The organism is Halopseudomonas laoshanensis (genome assembly GCF_008365385.1).
Taxonomy (GTDB): domain Bacteria; phylum Pseudomonadota; class Gammaproteobacteria; order Pseudomonadales; family Pseudomonadaceae; genus Halopseudomonas; species Halopseudomonas laoshanensis.
In genome coordinates this window covers 984,281-1,004,205 of record NZ_QOVF01000001.1, presented here as the reverse complement: position 1 = coordinate 1,004,205, position 19,925 = coordinate 984,281, and the positions used below count along the sequence as shown (strand labels likewise).

Annotated in this window: 12 protein-coding genes; 3 read left to right on the top strand and 9 right to left on the bottom strand. The window is 58.7% G+C overall.

Annotated features, from left to right (window positions below; all coding sequences use genetic code 11):
• Positions 1-39 precede the first annotated feature (39 nt).
• The 3 genes from putP to DT594_RS04615 all read right to left on the bottom strand — a co-directional run bounded on the left by putP (position 40) and on the right by DT594_RS04615 (position 5,810).
• Entirely contained in the window at positions 40-1,515 is a 1,476-nt protein-coding gene (gene putP, locus DT594_RS04625; RefSeq protein ID WP_149331571.1) for a sodium/proline symporter PutP, read from the bottom strand.
• Positions 1,516-1,627: 112 nt separating this feature from the next.
• A complete protein-coding gene (gene putA / locus DT594_RS04620; RefSeq protein WP_149331570.1) occupies positions 1,628-4,783 on the bottom strand; it encodes a bifunctional proline dehydrogenase/L-glutamate gamma-semialdehyde dehydrogenase PutA in 3,156 nt (1,051 codons plus the stop codon).
• 250 nt (positions 4,784-5,033) lie between these two features.
• Positions 5,034-5,810: a helix-turn-helix domain-containing protein gene (locus tag DT594_RS04615; protein WP_149331569.1), complete on the bottom strand. Its 777-nt coding sequence runs from the start codon at positions 5,808-5,810 to the stop codon at positions 5,034-5,036.
• A 151-nt stretch (positions 5,811-5,961) separates the two neighbouring features.
• On the opposite strand from DT594_RS04615, the gene lon reads away from it, so the two are divergent.
• On the top strand, positions 5,962-8,373 hold the full coding sequence (lon, locus tag DT594_RS04610; RefSeq protein WP_149331568.1) for an endopeptidase La: 2,412 nt from the start codon (positions 5,962-5,964) through the stop codon (positions 8,371-8,373).
• A gap of 48 nt (positions 8,374-8,421) precedes the next feature.
• On the opposite strand, the gene DT594_RS04605 is transcribed toward lon, so the two are convergent.
• Complete coding sequence (locus DT594_RS04605; protein ID WP_178091414.1) at positions 8,422-10,572, bottom strand: type IV pilus assembly protein FimV; 2,151 nt, start codon at positions 10,570-10,572, stop codon at positions 8,422-8,424.
• A gap of 418 nt (positions 10,573-10,990) precedes the next feature.
• Here DT594_RS04605 and cmoA point away from each other — a divergent pair, with 418 nt between their 5' ends.
• Together cmoA and cmoB are read left to right on the top strand one after the other, a co-directional pair.
• Positions 10,991-11,731: a carboxy-S-adenosyl-L-methionine synthase CmoA gene (gene cmoA, locus DT594_RS04600; protein ID WP_149331566.1), complete on the top strand. Its 741-nt coding sequence runs from the start codon at positions 10,991-10,993 to the stop codon at positions 11,729-11,731.
• Positions 11,728-12,702, top strand: coding sequence for a tRNA 5-methoxyuridine(34)/uridine 5-oxyacetic acid(34) synthase CmoB (gene cmoB, locus DT594_RS04595; RefSeq protein ID WP_149331565.1), 975 nt, complete (start codon positions 11,728-11,730; stop codon positions 12,700-12,702). Before cmoA ends, cmoB begins: the two co-directional genes overlap by 4 nt.
• A gap of 19 nt (positions 12,703-12,721) precedes the next feature.
• Here cmoB and DT594_RS04590 read toward each other — a convergent pair whose 3' ends face one another.
• From DT594_RS04590 to DT594_RS04570, 5 genes are all read right to left on the bottom strand, one after another.
• Entirely contained in the window at positions 12,722-15,844 is a 3,123-nt protein-coding gene (locus tag DT594_RS04590; protein ID WP_149331564.1) for a bifunctional diguanylate cyclase/phosphodiesterase, read from the bottom strand.
• Positions 15,845-15,880: 36 nt separating this feature from the next.
• Entirely contained in the window at positions 15,881-16,675 is a 795-nt protein-coding gene (locus DT594_RS04585) for an acyl-CoA thioesterase (protein ID WP_149331563.1), read from the bottom strand.
• Between the two features lie 95 nt (positions 16,676-16,770).
• On the bottom strand, positions 16,771-17,475 hold the full coding sequence (locus DT594_RS04580) for a hypothetical protein (protein WP_149331562.1): 705 nt from the start codon (positions 17,473-17,475) through the stop codon (positions 16,771-16,773).
• On the bottom strand, positions 17,462-18,496 hold the full coding sequence (locus DT594_RS04575) for a TIGR01620 family protein (RefSeq protein WP_149331561.1): 1,035 nt from the start codon (positions 18,494-18,496) through the stop codon (positions 17,462-17,464). Before DT594_RS04575 ends, DT594_RS04580 begins: the two co-directional genes overlap by 14 nt.
• Positions 18,493-19,851, bottom strand: coding sequence for a YcjX family protein (locus DT594_RS04570; protein ID WP_149331560.1), 1,359 nt, complete (start codon positions 19,849-19,851; stop codon positions 18,493-18,495). Before DT594_RS04570 ends, DT594_RS04575 begins: the two co-directional genes overlap by 4 nt.
• Between the last annotated feature and the right edge of the window lie 74 nt (positions 19,852-19,925).

Sequence of the window (19,925 nt, the reverse complement as noted above, 5' to 3'; positions counted from 1 at the left end):
CCGAGCTGCCGGACAGCTTGCGCTGCCCGGCAATATTGCTCAGTAGCGGTTGGCTACCTCGTCAAAGGTTGCTTCTATGGTCGCTGAAGGCGGAGGGCTCAGCAGCGTGGCTACAACGATAGCGATGGTCGCCAGAATGACACCGGGGATGATCTCATAGAGACCGATGGTATCAATCTGCTTGTACAGCACCACCGTCAGGCCACCGACGATGATCCCGGCCAAAGCGCCGTTGCGGTTCATGCGTTTCCAGAACAGCGACAGAATCACCGCAGGACCGAAGGCCGCACCGAAGCCGGCCCAGGCGTAGGAAACCAGACCCAATACAGTGCTTTCCGGATTGAAGGCGAACAACAGTGCCAGCAAGGCGATGCCGATTACCGCAAAGCGGCCCACCCAGACCAGCTCGTTCTGGGTAGCATCACGGCGGAACAGCGCCTTGTAGAAATCTTCCGCCAGAGCAGAAGATGACACCAGCAGCTGGGAATCGGCGGTCGACATGATCGCTGCCAGTACGGCCGCGAGCAGAATGCCAGCCACAACTGGATGCATCATGGCCTGGATCAGCGCCAGGAAGACCGTTTCCGCATCGCCAATCCCCGCTTCGCCGAGGAAGCCAATGCCGACCCAGCCGACCATCAGCGCGGCGATCAGACAGATGCCAGTCCAAATAACGGCAATGCGGCGGGCGGTAGGCAGAGCAGCGTCGTCACCAATAGCCTTGAAACGCGCAAGAATGTGCGGCTGCCCAAAATAACCCAGACCCCAGGCCAACAGCGAAATGATCGCGACAAAGCCCAGTGGATTACCTTCAACGTCGTTGAAGAATGTCAGCAGTTCCGGATTGCTCGCCTCCATCGCTGCACGGGCTTCGTCCCAGCCGCCCATGGTGTTGAGCGCAATGATCGGCACGATCACCAGCGCCGCAGCCATCAGCAGACCCTGGATCACATCCGTCCACGACACCGCAAGAAAACCGCCGAAGAAGGTGTAAGAGACGATAACCAGCGTGCCCAGTACCACGGCAATTTCGTAGCTAAGGCCGAAAGTGCTTTCAAACAGCTTGCCGGCAGCCACCAGGCCCGAACTGGTGTAGAAGAGGAAGAACAGCAGAATGAAAATAGCTGAAATCACACGCAATGCGCGGCTTTTATCTTCGAAACGAAATTCGAAATAGGCCGGCAATGTCAGCGAATCGTTAACCGCATGCGAGTACACCCGCAAACGCCGTGCGACGATCAGCCAGTTGAGCCAGGTACCCGCCAGCAGGCCAGCCGCAATCCAGGTCGCTTCATAACCGGCCGCCAGTGCATAGCCAGGCAAACCCAGCAGCAGCCAGCCGCTCATGTCCGAGGCGCCGGCAGACAAAGCAGCCGTGCCCGGGCCTAGCGTGCGTCCGCCGAGAATATAATCGGACAGGTTATTGGTTCGTTTATAAGCGATATAGCCGATGGCCAACATCACCACGATATAGACCGCGAAGGTCGCACTCACAATGCCTATGTTACCAGTCATGGCGTTCTTCTCTCATTGTAGTGAACAGTCCCTGTTCTGTTATTGGTATGGGGAAGTACTGATCAATTCCCTCTGTTTCCTGGCGGCAGCCCGGTGGCTGCCGCGTTCGTGCTCAAGGCTCACCATTGCCCAGCGACAGCAGGCTGGCATTGCCGCCGACTGCCGTGGTGTTGATGGTGCGCGTGCGTTCGGTAACGAAACGCAGCAAATAATGCGGCCCACCTGCTTTCGGCCCGGTGCCTGACAGCCCCATACCGCCAAACGGCTGAACCCCGACCACCGCCCCAATCTGATTGCGATTGATATAGACGTTGCCGATGCGTACCCGGCGATCGATATGCAGGGCGGTATCTTCATTGCGGCTGTGAATGCCCAGCGTCAAGCCGAATCCGGTGGCATTGATCTCGTCGATGACCTTGTCGAGGGTATCGTTGCGCCAGGTAATTACATGCAGTACCGGGCCAAAATGTTCGCGATCCAGTTGCTTTATGCTGTCCAGGCGGAAGGCTACAGGAGCCACGAAGTGTCCATCAAGCCCCTCTGGCAAAGGTGTTTCAGCGATAAGGCGATCTGCGACCTTCATCGTCTCGATATGCTTGAGCAAACCCTCGCGGGCATCGGCATCAATGACCGGACCTACATCCGTGGCGCGGCTGAAGGGATCACCGACATGCAGTTCGGCCATCGCACCCTTGAGCAGCTCCATCACCCGCGGGGCAATATCTTCCTGAATATACAAGACCCTCAATGCCGAACAGCGCTGCCCGGCACTGGTAAAGGCCGAATGCACCACGTCCTTGACCACCTGTTCCGGCAGCGCGGTCGAGTCGACCAGCATCGCGTTCTGCCCGCCGGTTTCAGCGACCATGGGCGCAATCGCGCTGTCCCGCGCTGCCAATGCGCGATTGATCAGATGGGCGGTCTGGGTTGAACCGGTAAAGGCCACGCCAGTTATTCGCGGATCAGACGTGATCACGCTACCCACTTGCGCGCCGTCGCCCGGCAACAACGCCAACGCATTACTTGGCAGGCCAGCCTCGAACATCAGCTCGACACAGCGCACGGCCAACAGACTGGTCTGCTCAGCCGGCTTGGCGACCACGGTATTACCGGTTACCAGTGCGGCTGACACCTGACCCAGAAAAATCGCCAGGGGGAAATTCCACGGGCTGATACAGGCAAATACGCCGCGACCTTGCAGGTACAGCTCGTTACTTTCGCCGGTCGGTCCTGGCAGAGTGATCAGCGCAAATCGCTGACGCGCCTGCAGTGCGTAATAGCGGCAGAAATCAACGGCTTCGCGCACCTCATCAATGCCGTCCTGCAAACTCTTCCCGGCTTCGCGGGTGCACAGCGCCATCAGCTCTGGCATGTGCTGTTCGAGCAAGTCCGCAGTGCGCTCCAGCACGGCGGCTCGAGTATCAACCGGGGTAGCATTCCAGGCCGGGAATGCGGCAGCCAACTGATCGATCGCGCCGTGGGTTTGTTCGGCCGTGGCCCAGATGACCTCGCCAACCTGATGTGACAAGGCGTAGGGGCACATGACCGCCCTGCTTTCACCTGACAGCCGCTTGCCATTGACCAGCGGCGCACCGGTCCAGCTTGACTGCATATGCTGGTCGAGCTGTTGCTTGAGCGGCAACCATTGAGAGAGCACATCAAGGTTGATGCCTTTGGAATTGCGCCGCTCCGTGCCGTAAATATCTGCGGGCATAGGGATGCGGTGGTTGGCGGGTGAGGCATGCCGACGCAGACTGACCAGCGGATGCTCAATAAGCGTTTCTATCGGAACCTTCTTGTCCACCAGCTTGTGCACGAATGAGGAATTGGCGCCGTTCTCCAGCAAGCGCCGGACCAGATAGGGCAGCAGATCCTTGTGCGCGCCGACCGGCGCATAAATGCGCACGGCACAGCTGTTCTGCTTGATCACGGTGTCATACAAGGCGTCGCCCATACCGTGCAGGCGCTGGAATTCAAACGCGCGCTGGCCAGCCATCGAGAGTATGCAGGTCACGGTATGCGCGTTATGTGTGGCAAATTGGGAGTAAATCAGGCCATCCGTCAGCGGGCTGAGCAGATAACGGGCGCAGGCCAGGTAGGACACATCAGTGCCTTCCTTGCGGGTAAATACCGGATAACCATCCAGCCCCGCCTGCTGGCAGAGTTTGATCTCCGTATCCCAGTAAGCACCCTTGACCAGGCGCACCGGAATCAGATCGCCCTGCTGCTTGGCCACCAGCGTCAGCCAGCAAAGTACTGGCAGCGCACGTTTGGTATACGCCTGAACCACCAGACCGAAATTGCCCCAGCCCTTGACGTCAGCATGGTTATACACGCGGCGAAATAGCTTTAACGACAGCTCCAGGCGATCGGCTTCTTCCGCGTCGATGGTGATACCCACGCCGCCCGCCCGCGCCTGGCGCGCCAGACCCAGAACGATCTCGCTCAGCTCATCCAGCACCTGCTGCTCGCGGGCCGTTTCATAGTGCGGGTGCAACGCTGACAGCTTGATCGAAATGGTCGGCTTGGGGCTGGTGCCCTTGTAGCTGTCATTAGCCAGGGCATTGATCGCGTCGCTGTAATCGGCCAGGTACTTGCTCGCATCGGCGCGAGTCAGCGCCGCTTCGCCGAGCATATCGAAGGAGTAGGTATAGCCGTTGTCGCGCTGTTCTTTACCGTTCTTCAGCGCTTCCTTGATATTGCGCCCGAGTACGAACTGCTTGCCCATGATGCGCATGGCTTGCAGCATGGCGCTGCGGATCACCGGTTCACCGCTACGCTTGACCAGCCGGCCGAGCACGGTGCCGGGAGTACCGTCCTGGCGCTTGTCCATGTTCACAACCTTGCCGGTCATGACCAGCCCCCAGGCGGCAGCATTGACCAGTGCGCTCTCACTCTGGCCTACGTGCTTGTCCCACTGGGCAGCGTTCAACTTGTCGCGGATCAGTGCATCGGCCGTCTCGGCATCCGGCACGCGCAACAACGCCTCGGCCAGGCACATGAGCATGATGCCTTCCTGGGTGTCGAGGCTGTATTGTTGCAGCAGGGCGTCGATACTATCGCTGGCATTGTCACGCTTGCGTACATCTTCGATCAGCCGGGTCGCACGTTGCGACAGGGCCGCCACATCTTCTGGCTCGGCCAGAGGCTCCAGCTCGGCGACATAAGCAGCTTCGTCTACCGCGTAGTTGTCGCTGACAACCTTGAGAAAGTCATCCGGGTTGCTGGCAAGGAAATCACCTTGCAGAGCCTGACTGGCTTTGAACATCTATTTTGCTCCGTTGATGCCTGCGCCACCTGCCGGGATAAACTCCGGTAAGGATCGGAATCAATCTTTACTTGATCCTAGACCATAGGCAGCGTTTGGACGAATTCACTTGTTGTTATCGGCTGCGCCTCTCCTGGCGGAGCAGGCACGTAAAAGCCGTATCCCGACTGTAGGAGCCTGAAGCAGTCAAATCTTGCAGAAAGCTGGGTTTTTTTTGCGAAAAGCTCTGAAACCAGAGCCCGCGTGGAACTTAGCCCCGCGCCGCCAGCCTGAGTTTGCGCGGTGTGCGCCCGCTCTGGGCCCGCACTGCATGGGTCAGGGCGCTCTGGCTGGAGAAGCCGCAGCGACTGGCCACTTCGCACAAGGGCATGGGTGTCTGGCAAATCAGCCTGAGCGCTTCGGCGACCCTGGCCCGCAACAGGTACTGATGCGGCGAGTGCCCGGCCACCTGCTTGAAAAGAGCATGAAAATGACTGGGGCTGATATATACCTGGGCAGCCATATCGGCAACGCTGATCGGTTGATCAAGGCGCTGCTGAATAAAGGCATCGATACGCGCCAGGTCCAGACTGGGCACAGGCTGAGCAGTCAGAGGCAGGGAAAACAAACGGTCATGCAGCGTGTGCAGCAGCACGCCACCCAGGTGCCAGGCCATCGGCAATTGCCTGTTCTGAGCCTGACTCTCGCGCAACTCATGCGAAGCAAAATCGAGCAAGCCTTGAAGACGCTGGTCCAGCTGCAGGAAACGCGGCTTGTCGAACAGCCTGGACAGGTCGTCTGCGCCATAACCGTAAGTCGTCTCCGAGCCCTGAGCCAGATCCAGAATGAGCATGTGATTACTGCCGCGCCCGGAAAACGCATGCGCCTCATGCCCGGGAACCAGGCAGGCATGCAAGCGGTTGACTGCACCGCCCTGCCCCATCACTTCGAAATCCGCGCAGCCGTCCAGCCCCACAATCAGCTGATGCTGTGAATGGGCATGGGTGGAAGTTTGCACCGGCAGGTCTAATATTTTGGTCTTGATCATGCCTCTGACCACTGCGCATGGAGCACCAATATTAGTCCTTGCTCATGCTTGTCACAAGATAGACGTCCTGTTGGCATTGAAAAGCCCTGAATCGGCACCATCTCTTACTTCATACGGCGCCATCGACTACCGAACCCCGACGAGAACCGACATGACCGATCAGGACAGCAATCAATCCGACTACTTTGAGAACGAGCAACAAGCGGACTCGGATAAATCCAGCACCGAGCTGGTCGTACCCAGCCAGCGCTTACCCAACAAGCTGTATTTATTGCCGATCAACAATCGTCCCTTTTTTCCGGCTCAGGTCATGCCTGTGGTGGTGGACGAGTCTCCCTGGGCGAAAACCCTGGAGCGGGTAGCTGACACCCCGCACCATGCGTTGTCGCTGTTCTATGTCGACGGCCCCATGTCTCCCGAGGGAGAGCTCGACCCGGCACGCCTCCCGGACACGGGCTGCGCGGTAAAGGTGCACCATGCGGTCAAGGAGAACGGCAAGATCCAGTTCATTGCCCAGGGCCTGACCCGCGTACGGATCACCCAGTGGCTGAGCCGCAAGCCACCCTATCTGGTGGAAGTGGAATACCCTGAAGCGCCCAGCGATGAGCGTGACGAAGTGCGCGCCTATGCCATGGCACTGATCAATGCGATCAAGGAACTGCTGCCGCTCAACCCGCTGTACAGCGAAGAGCTGAAGAATTACCTGAATCGATTCAGCCCCAACCAGCCTTCGCCGCTGTCTGACTTCGCCGCCACCCTGACGTCTGCCAAGAGCACCGAACTGCAGGATATTCTGAATACCATTCCGGTGCTGCGGCGCATGGAAAAAGTCCTGGTGCTGCTGAAAAAGGAGATCGATGTCGCGCGTTTGCAAGGCGAGATCAGCGCCGAGGTTAACCGCACCATCAGCGACCATCAACGCACGTTCTTTCTCAAGGAGCAGCTCAAGGTCATCCAAAAGGAGCTGGGGCTGTCCAAGGATGACCGCACCGCCGATATAGAACAGTTCCGCGCACGCATCGCGGACAAGGATGTGCCAGAAGCTGCGAGCAAAAAGATAGAAGAGGAGCTGAACAAGCTTTCGATTCTGGAAACAGGCTCTCCCGAGTACGCGGTGACGCGCAATTATCTGGACTGGATAACTGCCATCCCCTGGGGCGTGACTCATCAGGACAAACTCGACATCGATCACGCGCGCAAAGTGCTCGACCGCGATCACGATGGCCTGGAAGACGTGAAGCAACGGATTCTCGAGTTTCTCGCCCTGGGCGCGTTCAAAGGCTCGGTGTCGGGCTCGATCATTCTGCTGGTCGGCCCTCCAGGTGTGGGCAAAACCAGTATCGGCCACTCGATTGCCGAAAGCCTCGGTCGGCCCTTTTATCGCTTCAGCGTCGGCGGCATGCGCGATGAAGCGGAGATCAAAGGCCACCGGCGGACCTATATAGGGGCGATGCCCGGCAAATTCGTTCAGGCCTTCAAGGAAGTCGGCGTGATGAATCCAGTAATCATGCTCGATGAAATCGATAAGCTGGGGGCCAGCCACCAGGGTGATCCAGCTTCAGCGCTGCTGGAAACCCTGGATCCGGAGCAGAACAACCAGTTTCTTGATCACTACCTGGATCTGCGCCTGGATCTGTCCAAGGTGCTCTTCGTGTGTACCGCTAACACTCTCGACAGCATTCCCGGCCCACTGCTGGACCGCATGGACGTAATCCGCCTCTCAGGCTATATAAGCGAAGAGAAGCTGGCGATTGCCAAACATCACCTCTGGCCGCGTCAACTGGAACGCGCCGGACTGCGCAAGAGCCAACTGCGCATCACCGACAAGGCGCTGCGCAGCCTGATCGAAGGTTATGCCCGCGAAGCCGGGGTGCGCAACCTGGAGAAACAGTTAGCTAAGATTGTACGCAAATCGATCATGCGGCTACTCCAGGATCGAGAGCAGAAGATCACCGTCAAACCTGACGACCTGGTCGAGTTGCTTGGCTCCGCGCCCTTCCGTACCGAGAAAACTCTGAAAGGCGTTGGCATCATCACTGGTTTGGCCTGGACCTCCATGGGCGGCGCCACATTACCGATTGAAGTCACCCGCATTCATACACTCAATCGCGGCTTTAAACTGACTGGCAAACTGGGCGAGGTAATGCGCGAATCGGCAGAGATTGCCTACAGCTACATTTGCGCCAACCTGAAGACCTACAAGGCGGATACCAGTTTCTTCGACGAAGCCTTTGTGCACATGCATGTGCCTGAAGGTGCCACGCCGAAGGATGGCCCCAGCGCCGGCGTCACCATGGCCAGTGCACTGTTGTCGCTGGCGCGTAATCAGGCGCCTCGAGCCGGACTGGCGATGACCGGTGAAATCACTTTGACTGGCCAGGTACTGCCCGTGGGCGGCATCCGTGAGAAGGTCATTGCTGCACGCCGGCAATCGATCTTCGAACTGATCGTGCCCGAAGCCAACCGCGGGGACTACGAAGAGTTGCCGGCATATCTGAAAGACGGCATGCAGGTTCACTTCGCCAGTCACTTCCGTGATGTGGCCAAAAAGCTGTTTGACTGAAACTGAAAAGGCGCCCCTGGGGGCGCCTTTGATTACAGCTCGACAACCTTAGCGCTTACGGCCACCGGACCGGTCATCATCAGGAGCAAAATGCTCGTCATGATCGTGATCCAGTTCTTCTACTTCCGGCAGCTCATGCAAGCTGGACTCGAAGTCATCTTCCTTGGCTTCCTTCCGTGCTTTTTCCTTGGCAGCGTCACGCTCGGCATTCAGACGGCTGGGCTCAGGACTCAGGCCTTCGATCAGATCCCAGTCAGGATCCAGCGTGAAGTCGTTGAGATTCAGCTGGCTGGTGCTCGACTCGTCATGTTCGTCCGGGATACCCGAATGAAACTCGGCTGAGTCCTTGATCTCGAGATCGTCGTCCAGCAGCGGCTCCACCTGGTCAACTTGCTCGACCATGTCACCGTTGTCGTCAAACAGCAGCGGGAAGCGGGCCTTGACCTGTTCAACACGCTCAGGATCGCCACCCAGGTCCTTGATCTCTTCTTCCTGTTCTGCAAAAGCCGGCGCATCACCCAGTTCAGCCAGCACCCGCAGTTGCTTGTAGCGCAGATCAAGACGCTCAGGCTCTTCATCTATCGCCTTGTCGAGCATGATGCGCGCTTCGGCGAAACGGCCGTAAGTAATGTACAGCTCCACCCCATCCAGCGGATCAACTGGCGCCTTCGGCGCTTGCTTGACGGGGCGCGCTACCATGGCTGGGACGGTAGTGATGTTCGAGGAAAAGCCAGCGGGATTCTCCGGCTGAACCACGTTCGGGCGTTCTTCTTCAGCAGCATCCGGCGAACGGCGACGGGCAAGGAACAGGCCTAACAGGAAGGCTATCAGCACCAGAGGCAACGTCAGCCAGGCAACCCAGGATGAGCCGCTCGGTGCAACTTCAGCCGGCTCTTCGCCAGGCAACACATTCGCATCCACCGAGCCGGGTGCAGGGTTGTCACTGCCATCGGCAGCACCGGGACCGGAATCAGCGTCACTGCTTCCGAGACTACCGGCACCGGTCACCCCTGCCAGCGAGCTGTCGCCTTCCACCTCGGCATCACGCGCCTGGCGCAGCACCTCGAGTTCAGCCTGAAGACTGGCGATCTGGGCGTCGCGCGCATCCAGTTCGCTGAGCAGCACATTGAAGCGCCCCTCAAGCGAACGCAAGCGATCCAGGAGCACCTCAGAATCAGCTTCCGCCGTTTCGATACTGGACTCTTCAATGCGCAGACGCGCATCTATGCCTTCATCGGGCTCTGCTTCGCTGACAACGTCAGGCGTAGCAAGCTCCGAAGGATCTTCTTCTGGACGTGCTTGGGGCTGCGGCGCAGCCTCTACTACTGGCTGCTGGGTAGGCTCTGCATTGGATTCAGGCTCATCAACGGCAACGCCTTCCATGATTGAAACAGGTGCGCCCGAGGCAACAAGCTGTTCGCGGGTCGGCAGCACCAGGCGCTGATTCGCGCGCAGGCGATTGATATTGCCATTCACAAAGGCATCAGGATTCAGCGCACGGATCGCCAGCATGCTGGTGGGAATATCTACACTGCTGTCAGGTCTTTGCGCGGCAGCGATGTCCCAGAGTGTGTCACCTGATACCGTGGTGTACTCATCAGCACCGGAGGCTGGCTGAATTTCTGGCAGTTCAGGCAATGCAGGCTGGGCAAACTGCGCATCAGAAGACTGCTGCCCTTCCGATCGCGGCTCAGCCGACTGGACCTGATCTCGCGGCTGCGCGGCGGCTACTATCGGGCGACGGTTGCCAGCAGCAGGGACCGGTGGCGGCGCACTCGCTATGGATCCCGCTTGAGGGTCATACAGCGGCGGGTCCAGCAGCAATGTGTACTCGCGCAACATCCGACCATTCGGCCGACGCAGTTCTACGAGGAAATTCAGAAAGGGTTCACGCACCGGTCGGGTAGATTCAACACGGATAAATAACCTGTTGTTTTCCACTACCGGCACAAAGCGCAAGTCTGTCAGAAAGAACGGCCGATCAATGCCAGCGTTCTGAAAGGCTTCCTGATTAGCCAGGGAAACGCGAATGTCCTCTGGAGACAGACCCTCGCCACCCTGCAACTGAATACTGGCACTTAATGGCTGATTCAGCGCTGAATCAAGCCGCAACTCACCTAATCCCAATGCGTTACTGACGCCCACATACAGAGCAGCCAGCGTAGCGACTCCCGCAATCACTTGGCGTTTCACTGCCATACCCTTTCCTCTTGTTCTGTGGGCGAAAACCTCAAAGGGCGTTACCCTGACCGGCTTATCACCAACGATGCTTTCCATCGCATTCCCTTCAGGGAACGGGAGTACTCATCAACTGAAATCAGTTCAACCAAACCCGGCGCATTATGCCATCGCGACAGCCTAAACTAATCGGCCTATTGAGCCAAATCGTCAAAAAAAACTGCAATAAGCAAAACTGATTGCTTTATGCCACAAATTTGACTGCAGCACACCACCCATTACCAGTCTTTTGCATTATTTGGCCTGGGACGACTGGAACAAATGATACCACTATGGCATCACGCGAACAGCCGGCAGTCAAGCAGTGTCTGAGCTCTTCTGCCAAGCGGCTCGACATGGGTTAATATGCGCTTTTTAACCAGTAGACAGACATGTATCTATGAACGAGGTCGACAAGCTGTTTTCCGCCCCCCTCGCCCAAGTCAGTGACTTCGTATTCGACGCTGACGTGGCGCGCGTGTTCCCTGACATGATCAAAAGATCCGTGCCGGGATACCCGACTATTATAGAGAGCATCGGACTGATTGCTGGTCAATATGCTAGACCGCATAGCCTGATATACGACCTGGGCAGCTCACTGGGTGCGGCCACTCAGGCAATGCGCCGCCATGTGCGCGTGCCGGACTGCCGCATCATTGCGGTGGACAGTTCCGCGGCGATGACCGAGCGCTGCCAGGAATATCTGCAAGCCCAGGACGCCATGGTCGAGGAGCTAACGCCCGCCGAGGTCATGCAGGCCGACATCCTCGAGCTGCCGCTGAAAAGCTGCTCAGTGGTGGTGCTGAACTTTACTTTGCAATTTGTAGCACCTGACAAACGTCTTGAGCTGCTTGAGGCCATCTATACAGCGCTGCTGCCGGGCGGCGTGCTGATACTCTCGGAAAAGCTGCGTTTCGACGACCCGAATACCCAGCGAAGCCTGGAGAACATGCACTACGCGTTCAAGCGCGCCAATGGTTACAGCGAGCTTGAAATAGCTCAGAAGCGCAGCGCCATTGAAAAGGTCATGCTGCCTGATACGCTGGAAACGCACCTGGCTCGGTTGCAGGAAGCTGGTTTCAGCCACAGTCACAGCTGGTTTCAGTCCCTCAACTTCTGCTCGATAATGGCCCATAAGTGATCGATTACACCCCCCTGTACCAGCAACTGGCCGATACTCCGCTTTCTCCCTGGCTTACCGTGCTGCCCAATGCATTGGAAAAGCGTTTTAGCGACATGAATCATGGCGACCTGGAACGCTGGCAGGCGGCACTGCAGCAACTGCCAAGCGTCGCTGACTCGGTAGCGGACCTGAGTCAGGGCGTGCTGATCGAAGCGCCTCAGGCATTGAGCGATGAGCAACAGGCCGATCTGCTGGCTGGCCTGCAGGGCTTGCATCCCTGGCGCAAGGGTCCGTTCACGCTGTTCGGCACTCATATTGATTGTGAGTGGCGTTCCGACTGGAAGTGGGAGCGTATTGCCCCGCACCTCGATATGAAAGGCAGGCGCGTACTGGATGTAGGTTGCGGCAACGGCTATTACATGTGGCGCATGTGGCAGGCGGGGGCGCACATGGTGCTGGGCGTTGACCCCAATCTGCTGTTCTACCACCAATTCATGGCCGTGCAGCGTTACCTGCCTGGCGCACCGGTATGGCAATTGCCCTTCACCCTAGAGGAGCTGCCTGAACCCGCTGGCGGCTTCGACACGGTATTCTCGATGGGCGTGCTTTATCATCGCCGCTCACCGGTTGATCATCTCCTGCAGCTAAAAGCCTGCCTGCGCCCCGGTGGCGAACTGGTGATCGAAACATTGGTAATCGAAGGCGATGAAAATGCCTGTCTATTGCCCGAAGATCGCTATGCACAGATGCGCAATGTATGGTTTTTACCGTCGGTGGCGATGCTTGAGCGGCTGTTGCGCCGCAGCGGGTTTCAGCAGGTGAAATGTATCGATCTCACCCCGACCAGCACCGACGAGCAGCGCAGTACCGAATGGATGCGCTTTCAGTCGTTACCCGAATTTCTTGACCCGGAGAATCCAGCCTTGACCCGCGAGGGATACCCGGCTCCCCTGCGCGCCACGCTGACCGCAAAAAAACCGGGGAACTGAACCACCTGACCTGGCCAGGCTATTGCTGCGCCAGCCAGTCCGGCAACCCTGCCGGCGGCAATGCACGGGAAAACAAGAAGCCCTGGCAGGCTCCACATCCACGGCCCTGCAGAAAACGCCACTGCGCTTCTGTTTCCACGCCCTCGGCCACCACGTGCAGACGCATGTTGGCGGCCATGTCGAGAATGGTCGTGACCAGTTGATTGTCCTCGGTATTCTGCGGCACCCCCGCGAGGAAGCTCTTGTCGATCTTCAGCTTGTCCAGCGGGAAGCGGCGCAGGTACGCCAGTGAAGAATAACCCGTGCCGAAATCGTCGATTGCCAGGGTGACCCCAAGGTCTTTCAACTGCCTGAGCGTCTGCTCACCTTGCTGGGCATTGGCCATCAATGCGCTTTCGGTAATCTCCAGTTCCAGCATGCTGGCGGGCAAACCGCTCTCCTCCAACACCGTGCGCACCAGCGCAACCACATCCTGCTGAATAAACTGACGGGGAGACAGGTTCACTGCAATCATTTCCAGCCCAAGCCCCTGCTCCTGCCACTGCCGCGCCTGACGACAAGCTTCATGTAGCACCCAGCTGCCGATCTGCACGATCAAACCGTTCTGCTCTGCCAACGGGATGAACTTGTCCGGCGCTATCAAGCCATGTTGCGGGTGACGCCAACGCAGCAATGCCTCTACCCCATAGGCACGGCGACTGCGGACCTGGATCAAAGGTTGGTAATGCAGCTCGAATTCATGGTTCTCCAACGCTTTGCGCAGCCCACGTTCCAACTCAAAACGCTGGCTTGCTTCCTCGGTCATCGCCCGTGAATAACCGCACACCTGATCACGGCCGATGCTCTTGGCGGTATCCATCGCGGCATCGGCATTGCGTACCAGGTCTGCGGAACTGTCGCCATCCAGCGGATAGCAGGCGTAGCCTACGCTGGCACCAATGTAAATTTCCCGGCCGTCTTCGAGCACCACCGGTGCGCGCATGCTGGTGCAGATGTGCTCACCCAACTCACGTACGGATTCAGGCTGCCGGCCATGTGATATGAGCAGAAACTCATCGCCGCTCAAGCGCGCCAGGGTATCCGCGTCGTCACAGCAGCGGGCAAGGCGCCGCCCGGCCTGGCGCAGCACTTCATCGCCGATGGCATGACCAAGACTGTCATTGATGGCCTTGAATCTGTCCAGATCGATATACAGAACAGCCAAGGGTATTTTTTGAGCTGCAGCCCGTTGCATGCCTTGGTCCAGTTTAAGCAGCGCCAAAGTGCGATTGGCCAACCCGGTCAAGCTGTCAAAATGCGCCATATGCTGAAGCTGCTGCTGGCTGCGCTGCAAACCGCTAAGATCACTGAACATCGCCATATAGCGGCTGATCTGGTTGCCGCCATCCCTGACTGCCGTGGCTGTCACCCAGATGGGCACATCGCGCTCACCCGGGCGGTCCAACAGCACCTCACCCTGCCAGCGCCCGTCTTGCACCAGAGCAGACACAACGTGATGAGTAAGCGTGCGAGAGTCCATATCGTCCCGGTGGGCGGAGGGCCGCTGACCGAGAATGTCCTCTACATTCAAACCGGTTATGTGGGTGAACGCAGGATTGACCCTGAGAATATGGAACTTGCTGTCCATGACCATCATCCCCTCACCGCTGCTTTCGAACAGCGCAGCCGCCTCCTTGAGCGACTGCTCCTGCTCCTTGCGCTCGGAGATGTCCTCGGTGATAAACACGTAGTACAGCGCCACTCCCTCGGGGTCGCGCACCAGCGTAATGGTCAGATTGATCCAGACAACCGACTTATCGTATTTGTAGTAGCGGGCTTCGAGCACAAACTCATCAACCAGCCCAAAACGAAGATCGCGTAAGCCGCGCTCTACCAGCGGGATATCGTCGGCCACCAGCAGGTCTCGCGGAGTCATGCGCTGCAGCGTTTCCTCACTGTACCCTGAGCCTTCCAGATAACAGGGGTTGGCGCTTATATAACGTCCCGTAGGCGAGACCAGTAATATTCCCACAGCAGCATGTTCGAAAATCGCGGAAAAACGCTTTTCAGTAAACTCCCGCTCCTGGGCAAGGCGTGATTTCTGCACGATCAGTGCAGTCAGCCGGGTAAACTCGCTCATGAGTTGCAGGTCGTGGTCATCGGGCCAGCGGGCCTGGTCGGCATAGACGGCAAATGAACCCAGGATCTGACCGTCCTGATCGCTGAACGGCGTGGACCAGCACGAGACCACCGAACCCAGCTCGGCAAGATCCTGAAAGTCTTGCCATAGGGGATCATTACGGACATCGCTCACATACACCGGCTCACCGCGGTGAATCGCCGTACCGCAGGAGCCCACGCCCTCGGCAGGCATGGTGCCATTGAGCGCCTGATTGTACTGCTCAGGCATGCTCGGCGCCGCCAGCGTCTGCAAGGCCCCGGTGTCGGGATCGAGCAACAGCACTGATACTCGCTGCCCCATTTGCACGTTTTCCCAGGCCTTGGCCAGTTGGCTGGCCATTTCCCGGACACCCGCCTTGCCCAGCAGGCCATCAAGCACATTCAGGCGCGCCGATTGGATCATCGCTTGTTCCTGTTGCGCCTGGATATCCTGCAAGGTCCCGATGATGACCGCCCCGCTCTCCGTGGTGAGATACGGCCGCGCCGTCAGGCGGCTCCAGCGATAGCGTCCGGCCAGATCACGCAAGCGCAGATCCGCCTGCAGCGGTTCGGTGTGACCGCCTCGGACCTGATGCAGATAATCTTTTAGCAGGCCGCGGTCGCTCTCATGAAAGCCTTCAAGTATGGAATGCCCTCTGACGCTTGCTGCATCCATACCCGTCAAGTCCTGCCAGGCCCGGTTGACATACACCAGGCTGCCATCGAACTCAGCGCGAAAAACCACATCCCGGACCGCGGCCATCACCTGAATATTGCGCTCCAGTGCCGCACGTGCATCGCGCCGAAGCTGTCGGATCAATTTTTGCGAGCAGTAGAAGTGACAGAGCAGGCTGCCAGTAATGACCAGCACCAGCGCAAGCAACCACTGAGTCGCGGTTGCTGAAAGATCAAAGGACGGGGAAATCGCGCCTAGCGCCCACTGTAGTACCAGCAGACTGGCCAGGGCCGCGATCAGGGCAATTACAATTTTGTTTTTTATCACCAGCACGCTCCGCTCTTGCACCGCGCTGGTTGCTGTTCAACCAAACACGGTGACTGTCTGACGGCTTATAGCAACCAGCGTACCATCTTCTCGCCAAACCATGGCAGACACGTGGCCATATCCATCACGCGCATGCTCGATCTCAGCTCGATACAACAACCAGTCGGTATTGCCGATCTCAGGTTGTGGTTGCATGAACTCAATGGTCCAGGTCAGCGAGCTGGCCGGCACACGTTGCTGCAGGTGTGGAAGCAGCGCAGGTGGCCATACATCCACGAGACCAAGAATATGCGCCGCTTTCACGCTGCCCTCATCCTCGCGAAAGCGCATCCAGCCGCCCATCTCGCGCTTGCGACTGTTGGTAAACGGCAGGTCGCCAAACGCCCAGCGCACTGCAAAATGTTTGATAAACACCGGATTCAGGCCTTCCACATAAGGCATGTCCGGGCAATCGGCCGGCGCCTTTGCAGCGGGTGCGGGCAAGCTGGGGACCGCCACCACAGACTCCCTTGAGGCGCCAAAACTGCCTTGAATGATGCACATGACCTGCCCATTCTGTTTGCCCATGCCAAGCATCTGCGTGACAGCTTTGCCTTCGCGCAGCACCTGCGCTTCAACCTGCATGCTTTCACCCGGTGCGACCGGGCCAACAAAGGTAATCGCCAGCGATCTGACGGGTCTGTCGCCCGGCACCTTGGCGCGCATACCCTGATAAACCAGCGCGGCAATCAAACCGCCGTAGCCGGCACGGCCCTGAGCCCAGCCAGTGGGAATGGTGACTTCCTGTTGCGGGGAGTCGGCTAGTGCAGCAAGCAGTTCAGCAAAGGTCATGAAAGGAGTCCTGTAATTCGCGAAAACGCATGGTAGGTCATCAGCACCGCGTGGCAAAGGGCTGATGACGCAACATAGTCTTGCAGAATGAACCCCTATTTCGGCTGAAAGTCGCCGTCGGCGTCCAGCCTTAAGCTGGACAGCCAGCCAAGCGCCAGCCAGGACGGCGGCATCTCCGGCCAGTCGTCGGCGCCGAGTCCTTCGAGGCCATACTCCTGCACTCCGGCCCTGGCCAACAACCGGTCATGCCACCAGCCCAGGTAACTACCATTGCCTGGCGGATGCTCGCCGGCAAGCACTGCGCGCAAACGCATTGGCAAGGAGGCAAACAGCAACTCGTCGATGGCGATGCGGATCTGCTGTTCGTTTTCCAGATAGGCAGATTCGGCAATCACCGGCAAACCCAACTGCCGCGCCAGTATGACCAACTGCGCAGCGTACTCGCGGTGGCTATGCAGCGGATCAAGCTGACAACGCCAGTCGAGTTGTAAACGTTCCACCGCCTCCACCAACGTCAGCGCCCCAGCGCAAGGCGCACTCAATAACGCCGCCAGCCAGCGCCGTTGGAGCAGTGGCGCGCGCTCGAGCAACAACAGCAGCTCCGCACTGCTTGAGCCGCTGCGCGGTTGCCATGCACCCACGTTGCCCTCGGGAAGCTGTAACATCCGCTCGCAGCGCTGTGGCCACTGCATGGGTAGCAGTTGCCCCTTGAGCGTTTGCCAATGCACGAGCAACTGATCGCGCCTGGCCGCCAGCCAGCGCTCGGTCAGCCAGCGTGCCCTGCTTTTATAAGCTGGCATCGGATTTACGTCCTAAACGGGTACGAATGCCTTGGATGATCCCGCGGTTGTCTTCTGCCAGGCTGCTCTGGTCGGCAAGTGGCGCTGCGCGGCACAGGTCCAGGGTAAAATGGCCCAGTCTCGAGCTGTAAAGCCCGATGCCAATGCCCTGGCCAATGCGCGCGGCAAGCTTCTCCAGCATGCCCGAGAGCAGGCTGTCGCTGAGCGCGCCAATCGCCATTTCGCTGCCGCCCGCCAGGGCGATATTCCGCAGCACATGGCGAGCCAGGCGCCAACGGCCCAGCTGTCCGATTGGCAACCCGTAACAGATGGCCACGCGCTGCATCATGCGGATATTGCGCCAGACCACCAACAACAGATCTATCGACACCCAGGGACTGGTTGCCACCAACATTCCGGTGCTGACTGATTCGTTGCGGATCATCAGCCGGGCCTGTATATCCAACGGCTGATAGAACTGCTGATTCAGTCGCCGACTTACCTCCTGGGCGCTGTGCGACTGATCCAATGCTGAACACACCTCCGCCATGCGCGGGGCCAGAGGTGTATCACGATACAAGGCTTGCAAGCGCTCCAGCCAATCCAGCGCTAAACGCTCGGAAGGGTCCGCCAGTGCAATGCGCATTTCTTTCCGCAGTTGCTCGAGTGTGGTCAGGCGTTGCCGTTGCTGCCGCAGTGCGCGCCAACTGAGCAAGCCGGTTCCGGCCAGCCCTAACCCCAGCGCACCGATTACCCCACCTGCCACAGGATTCCAGGTCCAGGCGTCCAGGGTCCAGCGGCCCCACTCCAGCGCTGCACCGCCAACGACCACGGCCAGCAAAAGCTTGCCCATGCGCGCCGGCCAAGGGCTGACGGGCGGCGCATTCAGTGTGCCTGGCAAGGGCACCTCGGTTGCCGTCGCCCGTGGCCTGAGTTGCTCCGCCGACTCACCGAGGACCTTCACTTCGTCAGCCGGCTGCGCCGGTGCCGGCTCCCAGGTTTCCAGAATGTGGGGCTGGTCACTGGTAGGTTTGTAGGTCATGGTTGCGCCCCCTCAAGGATCCAATTGACCAGATCATCCATCCGATAATGCGGAAAAGGCTCGTTGCGATGCAGCCCGGCCGGCGGTCGCAACTGCAGTAACGAGGGCCCCTTCAGCTGCAGATCGAGGGGCAGATGCTCGGGAATACTGGCTGGCTGGTAGCGGATAAACGCCGTCTGCCCAACCAGGCCGCCGATCATGGTTTCGCCATCCTGCTCGGCAGCGCGCACTGCGGCCAGCGGAAAACCCTGGACCTGTACACCGCCGTGGCGTACTTCAGACAGGCTATCGGTGACCAGGTCCTCGAGGCACTGCTGCAGCGCTCGTTGCTGATTCGGTGCAACCTGATCGACCTTGGTGGCACACACCGCCATATGAGCGATGCGCGGTTTGAACAGACGCTGGAACAGGGTGTTCTGGCCGTAGCGGAAGCTACCGAGCACTCCCTCCAACGCCAGTTGCAGGTCACGCAGAGCGGCCTGGCCCGCTTGCATGGGCGCAAGCATATCGACCAGCAAAATCTGCCGATCCAGCCGACTGAAATGCTGTTCATAAAAGCCCTTCACCACGAAGTCGCGATAATAATCGAACCGCTCGCGGCATTGCTCCCACCAACTGCCAGCGCCCCCCTGACTATGCTGATTGGCGCTTAGCAGAGGTACAAACATCAACATCTGCGGCGCAATACCGCTGCCAGGCAACATGAAACGCCCAGGTTGATTGCGTGACAAGCCTGCCTCACTGCGGCAGCGCAAGAGAAAATCCGTCCACTCGCGGGTCAGTTGCTCCAGCAGCGCCTGATCACAGGGCGCCGCGGGATCGATGGCCAGTAGTCGTTCACGCAAATCGCCAGCCAGGCTGGCACGCGGCTCAGCATCCAGCAAGGCGCGCATCTGCTCATTCCACTGCCCGAACGTCATGCCCAGCAGCGGTAGATCCAGCAACCACTCGCCCGGGTAGTCGAGCAACTCCAGACGCACGTGGCGTTGGCTCTGCAAGCTTTTCAACAGACCCTCCGGGCGAAACTGCAGGTCAATAACGACCCGCGACAGATCAGAAGTCGATAACGGCCATTGCGGCGGCTGGCCCGACAGCGCCCCCAGCGCCTGCAGATAGGCAAACGGCTGCTCTACCTGTTCACGCTGCCAACGCACTGACAGCAAACGATCAAACGGGCGACGACGGGACAGCAAACCACGCTGGTGATTCTCCAGCTGATTGATCAAACTGGTTATGAAGGTGGTCTTGCCAGCACCACTCAATCCGGTCACGCCCACGCGGATTGTCTGGCCACTCAAGCGTGCCGCTTGCTGCTGCACCTGTTTGAACCAGTTCACATTTTTTACTGCAACCATGCAGGCACTCCGGGAATCATTTAAGGTCTATGCTCTTTGGCAGTATCGCATAGTCCACTCAATCAATAGAGGTT

Coding starts and splice junctions, on each gene's coding strand:
- putP (WP_149331571.1), bottom strand. CDS start 1,515: ATGACTGGTAACATAGGCATTGTGAGTGCGACCTTCGCGGTCTATATC.
- putA (WP_149331570.1), bottom strand. CDS start 4,783: ATGTTCAAAGCCAGTCAGGCTCTGCAAGGTGATTTCCTTGCCAGCAAC.
- DT594_RS04615 (WP_149331569.1), bottom strand. CDS start 5,810: ATGATCAAGACCAAAATATTAGACCTGCCGGTGCAAACTTCCACCCAT.
- lon (WP_149331568.1), top strand. CDS start 5,962: ATGACCGATCAGGACAGCAATCAATCCGACTACTTTGAGAACGAGCAA.
- DT594_RS04605 (WP_178091414.1), bottom strand. CDS start 10,572: ATGGCAGTGAAACGCCAAGTGATTGCGGGAGTCGCTACGCTGGCTGCT.
- cmoA (WP_149331566.1), top strand. CDS start 10,991: ATGAACGAGGTCGACAAGCTGTTTTCCGCCCCCCTCGCCCAAGTCAGT.
- DT594_RS04585 (WP_149331563.1), bottom strand. CDS start 16,675: ATGACCTTTGCTGAACTGCTTGCTGCACTAGCCGACTCCCCGCAACAG.
- DT594_RS04580 (WP_149331562.1), bottom strand. CDS start 17,475: ATGCCAGCTTATAAAAGCAGGGCACGCTGGCTGACCGAGCGCTGGCTG.
- DT594_RS04575 (WP_149331561.1), bottom strand. CDS start 18,496: ATGACCTACAAACCTACCAGTGACCAGCCCCACATTCTGGAAACCTGG.
- DT594_RS04570 (WP_149331560.1), bottom strand. CDS start 19,851: ATGGTTGCAGTAAAAAATGTGAACTGGTTCAAACAGGTGCAGCAGCAA.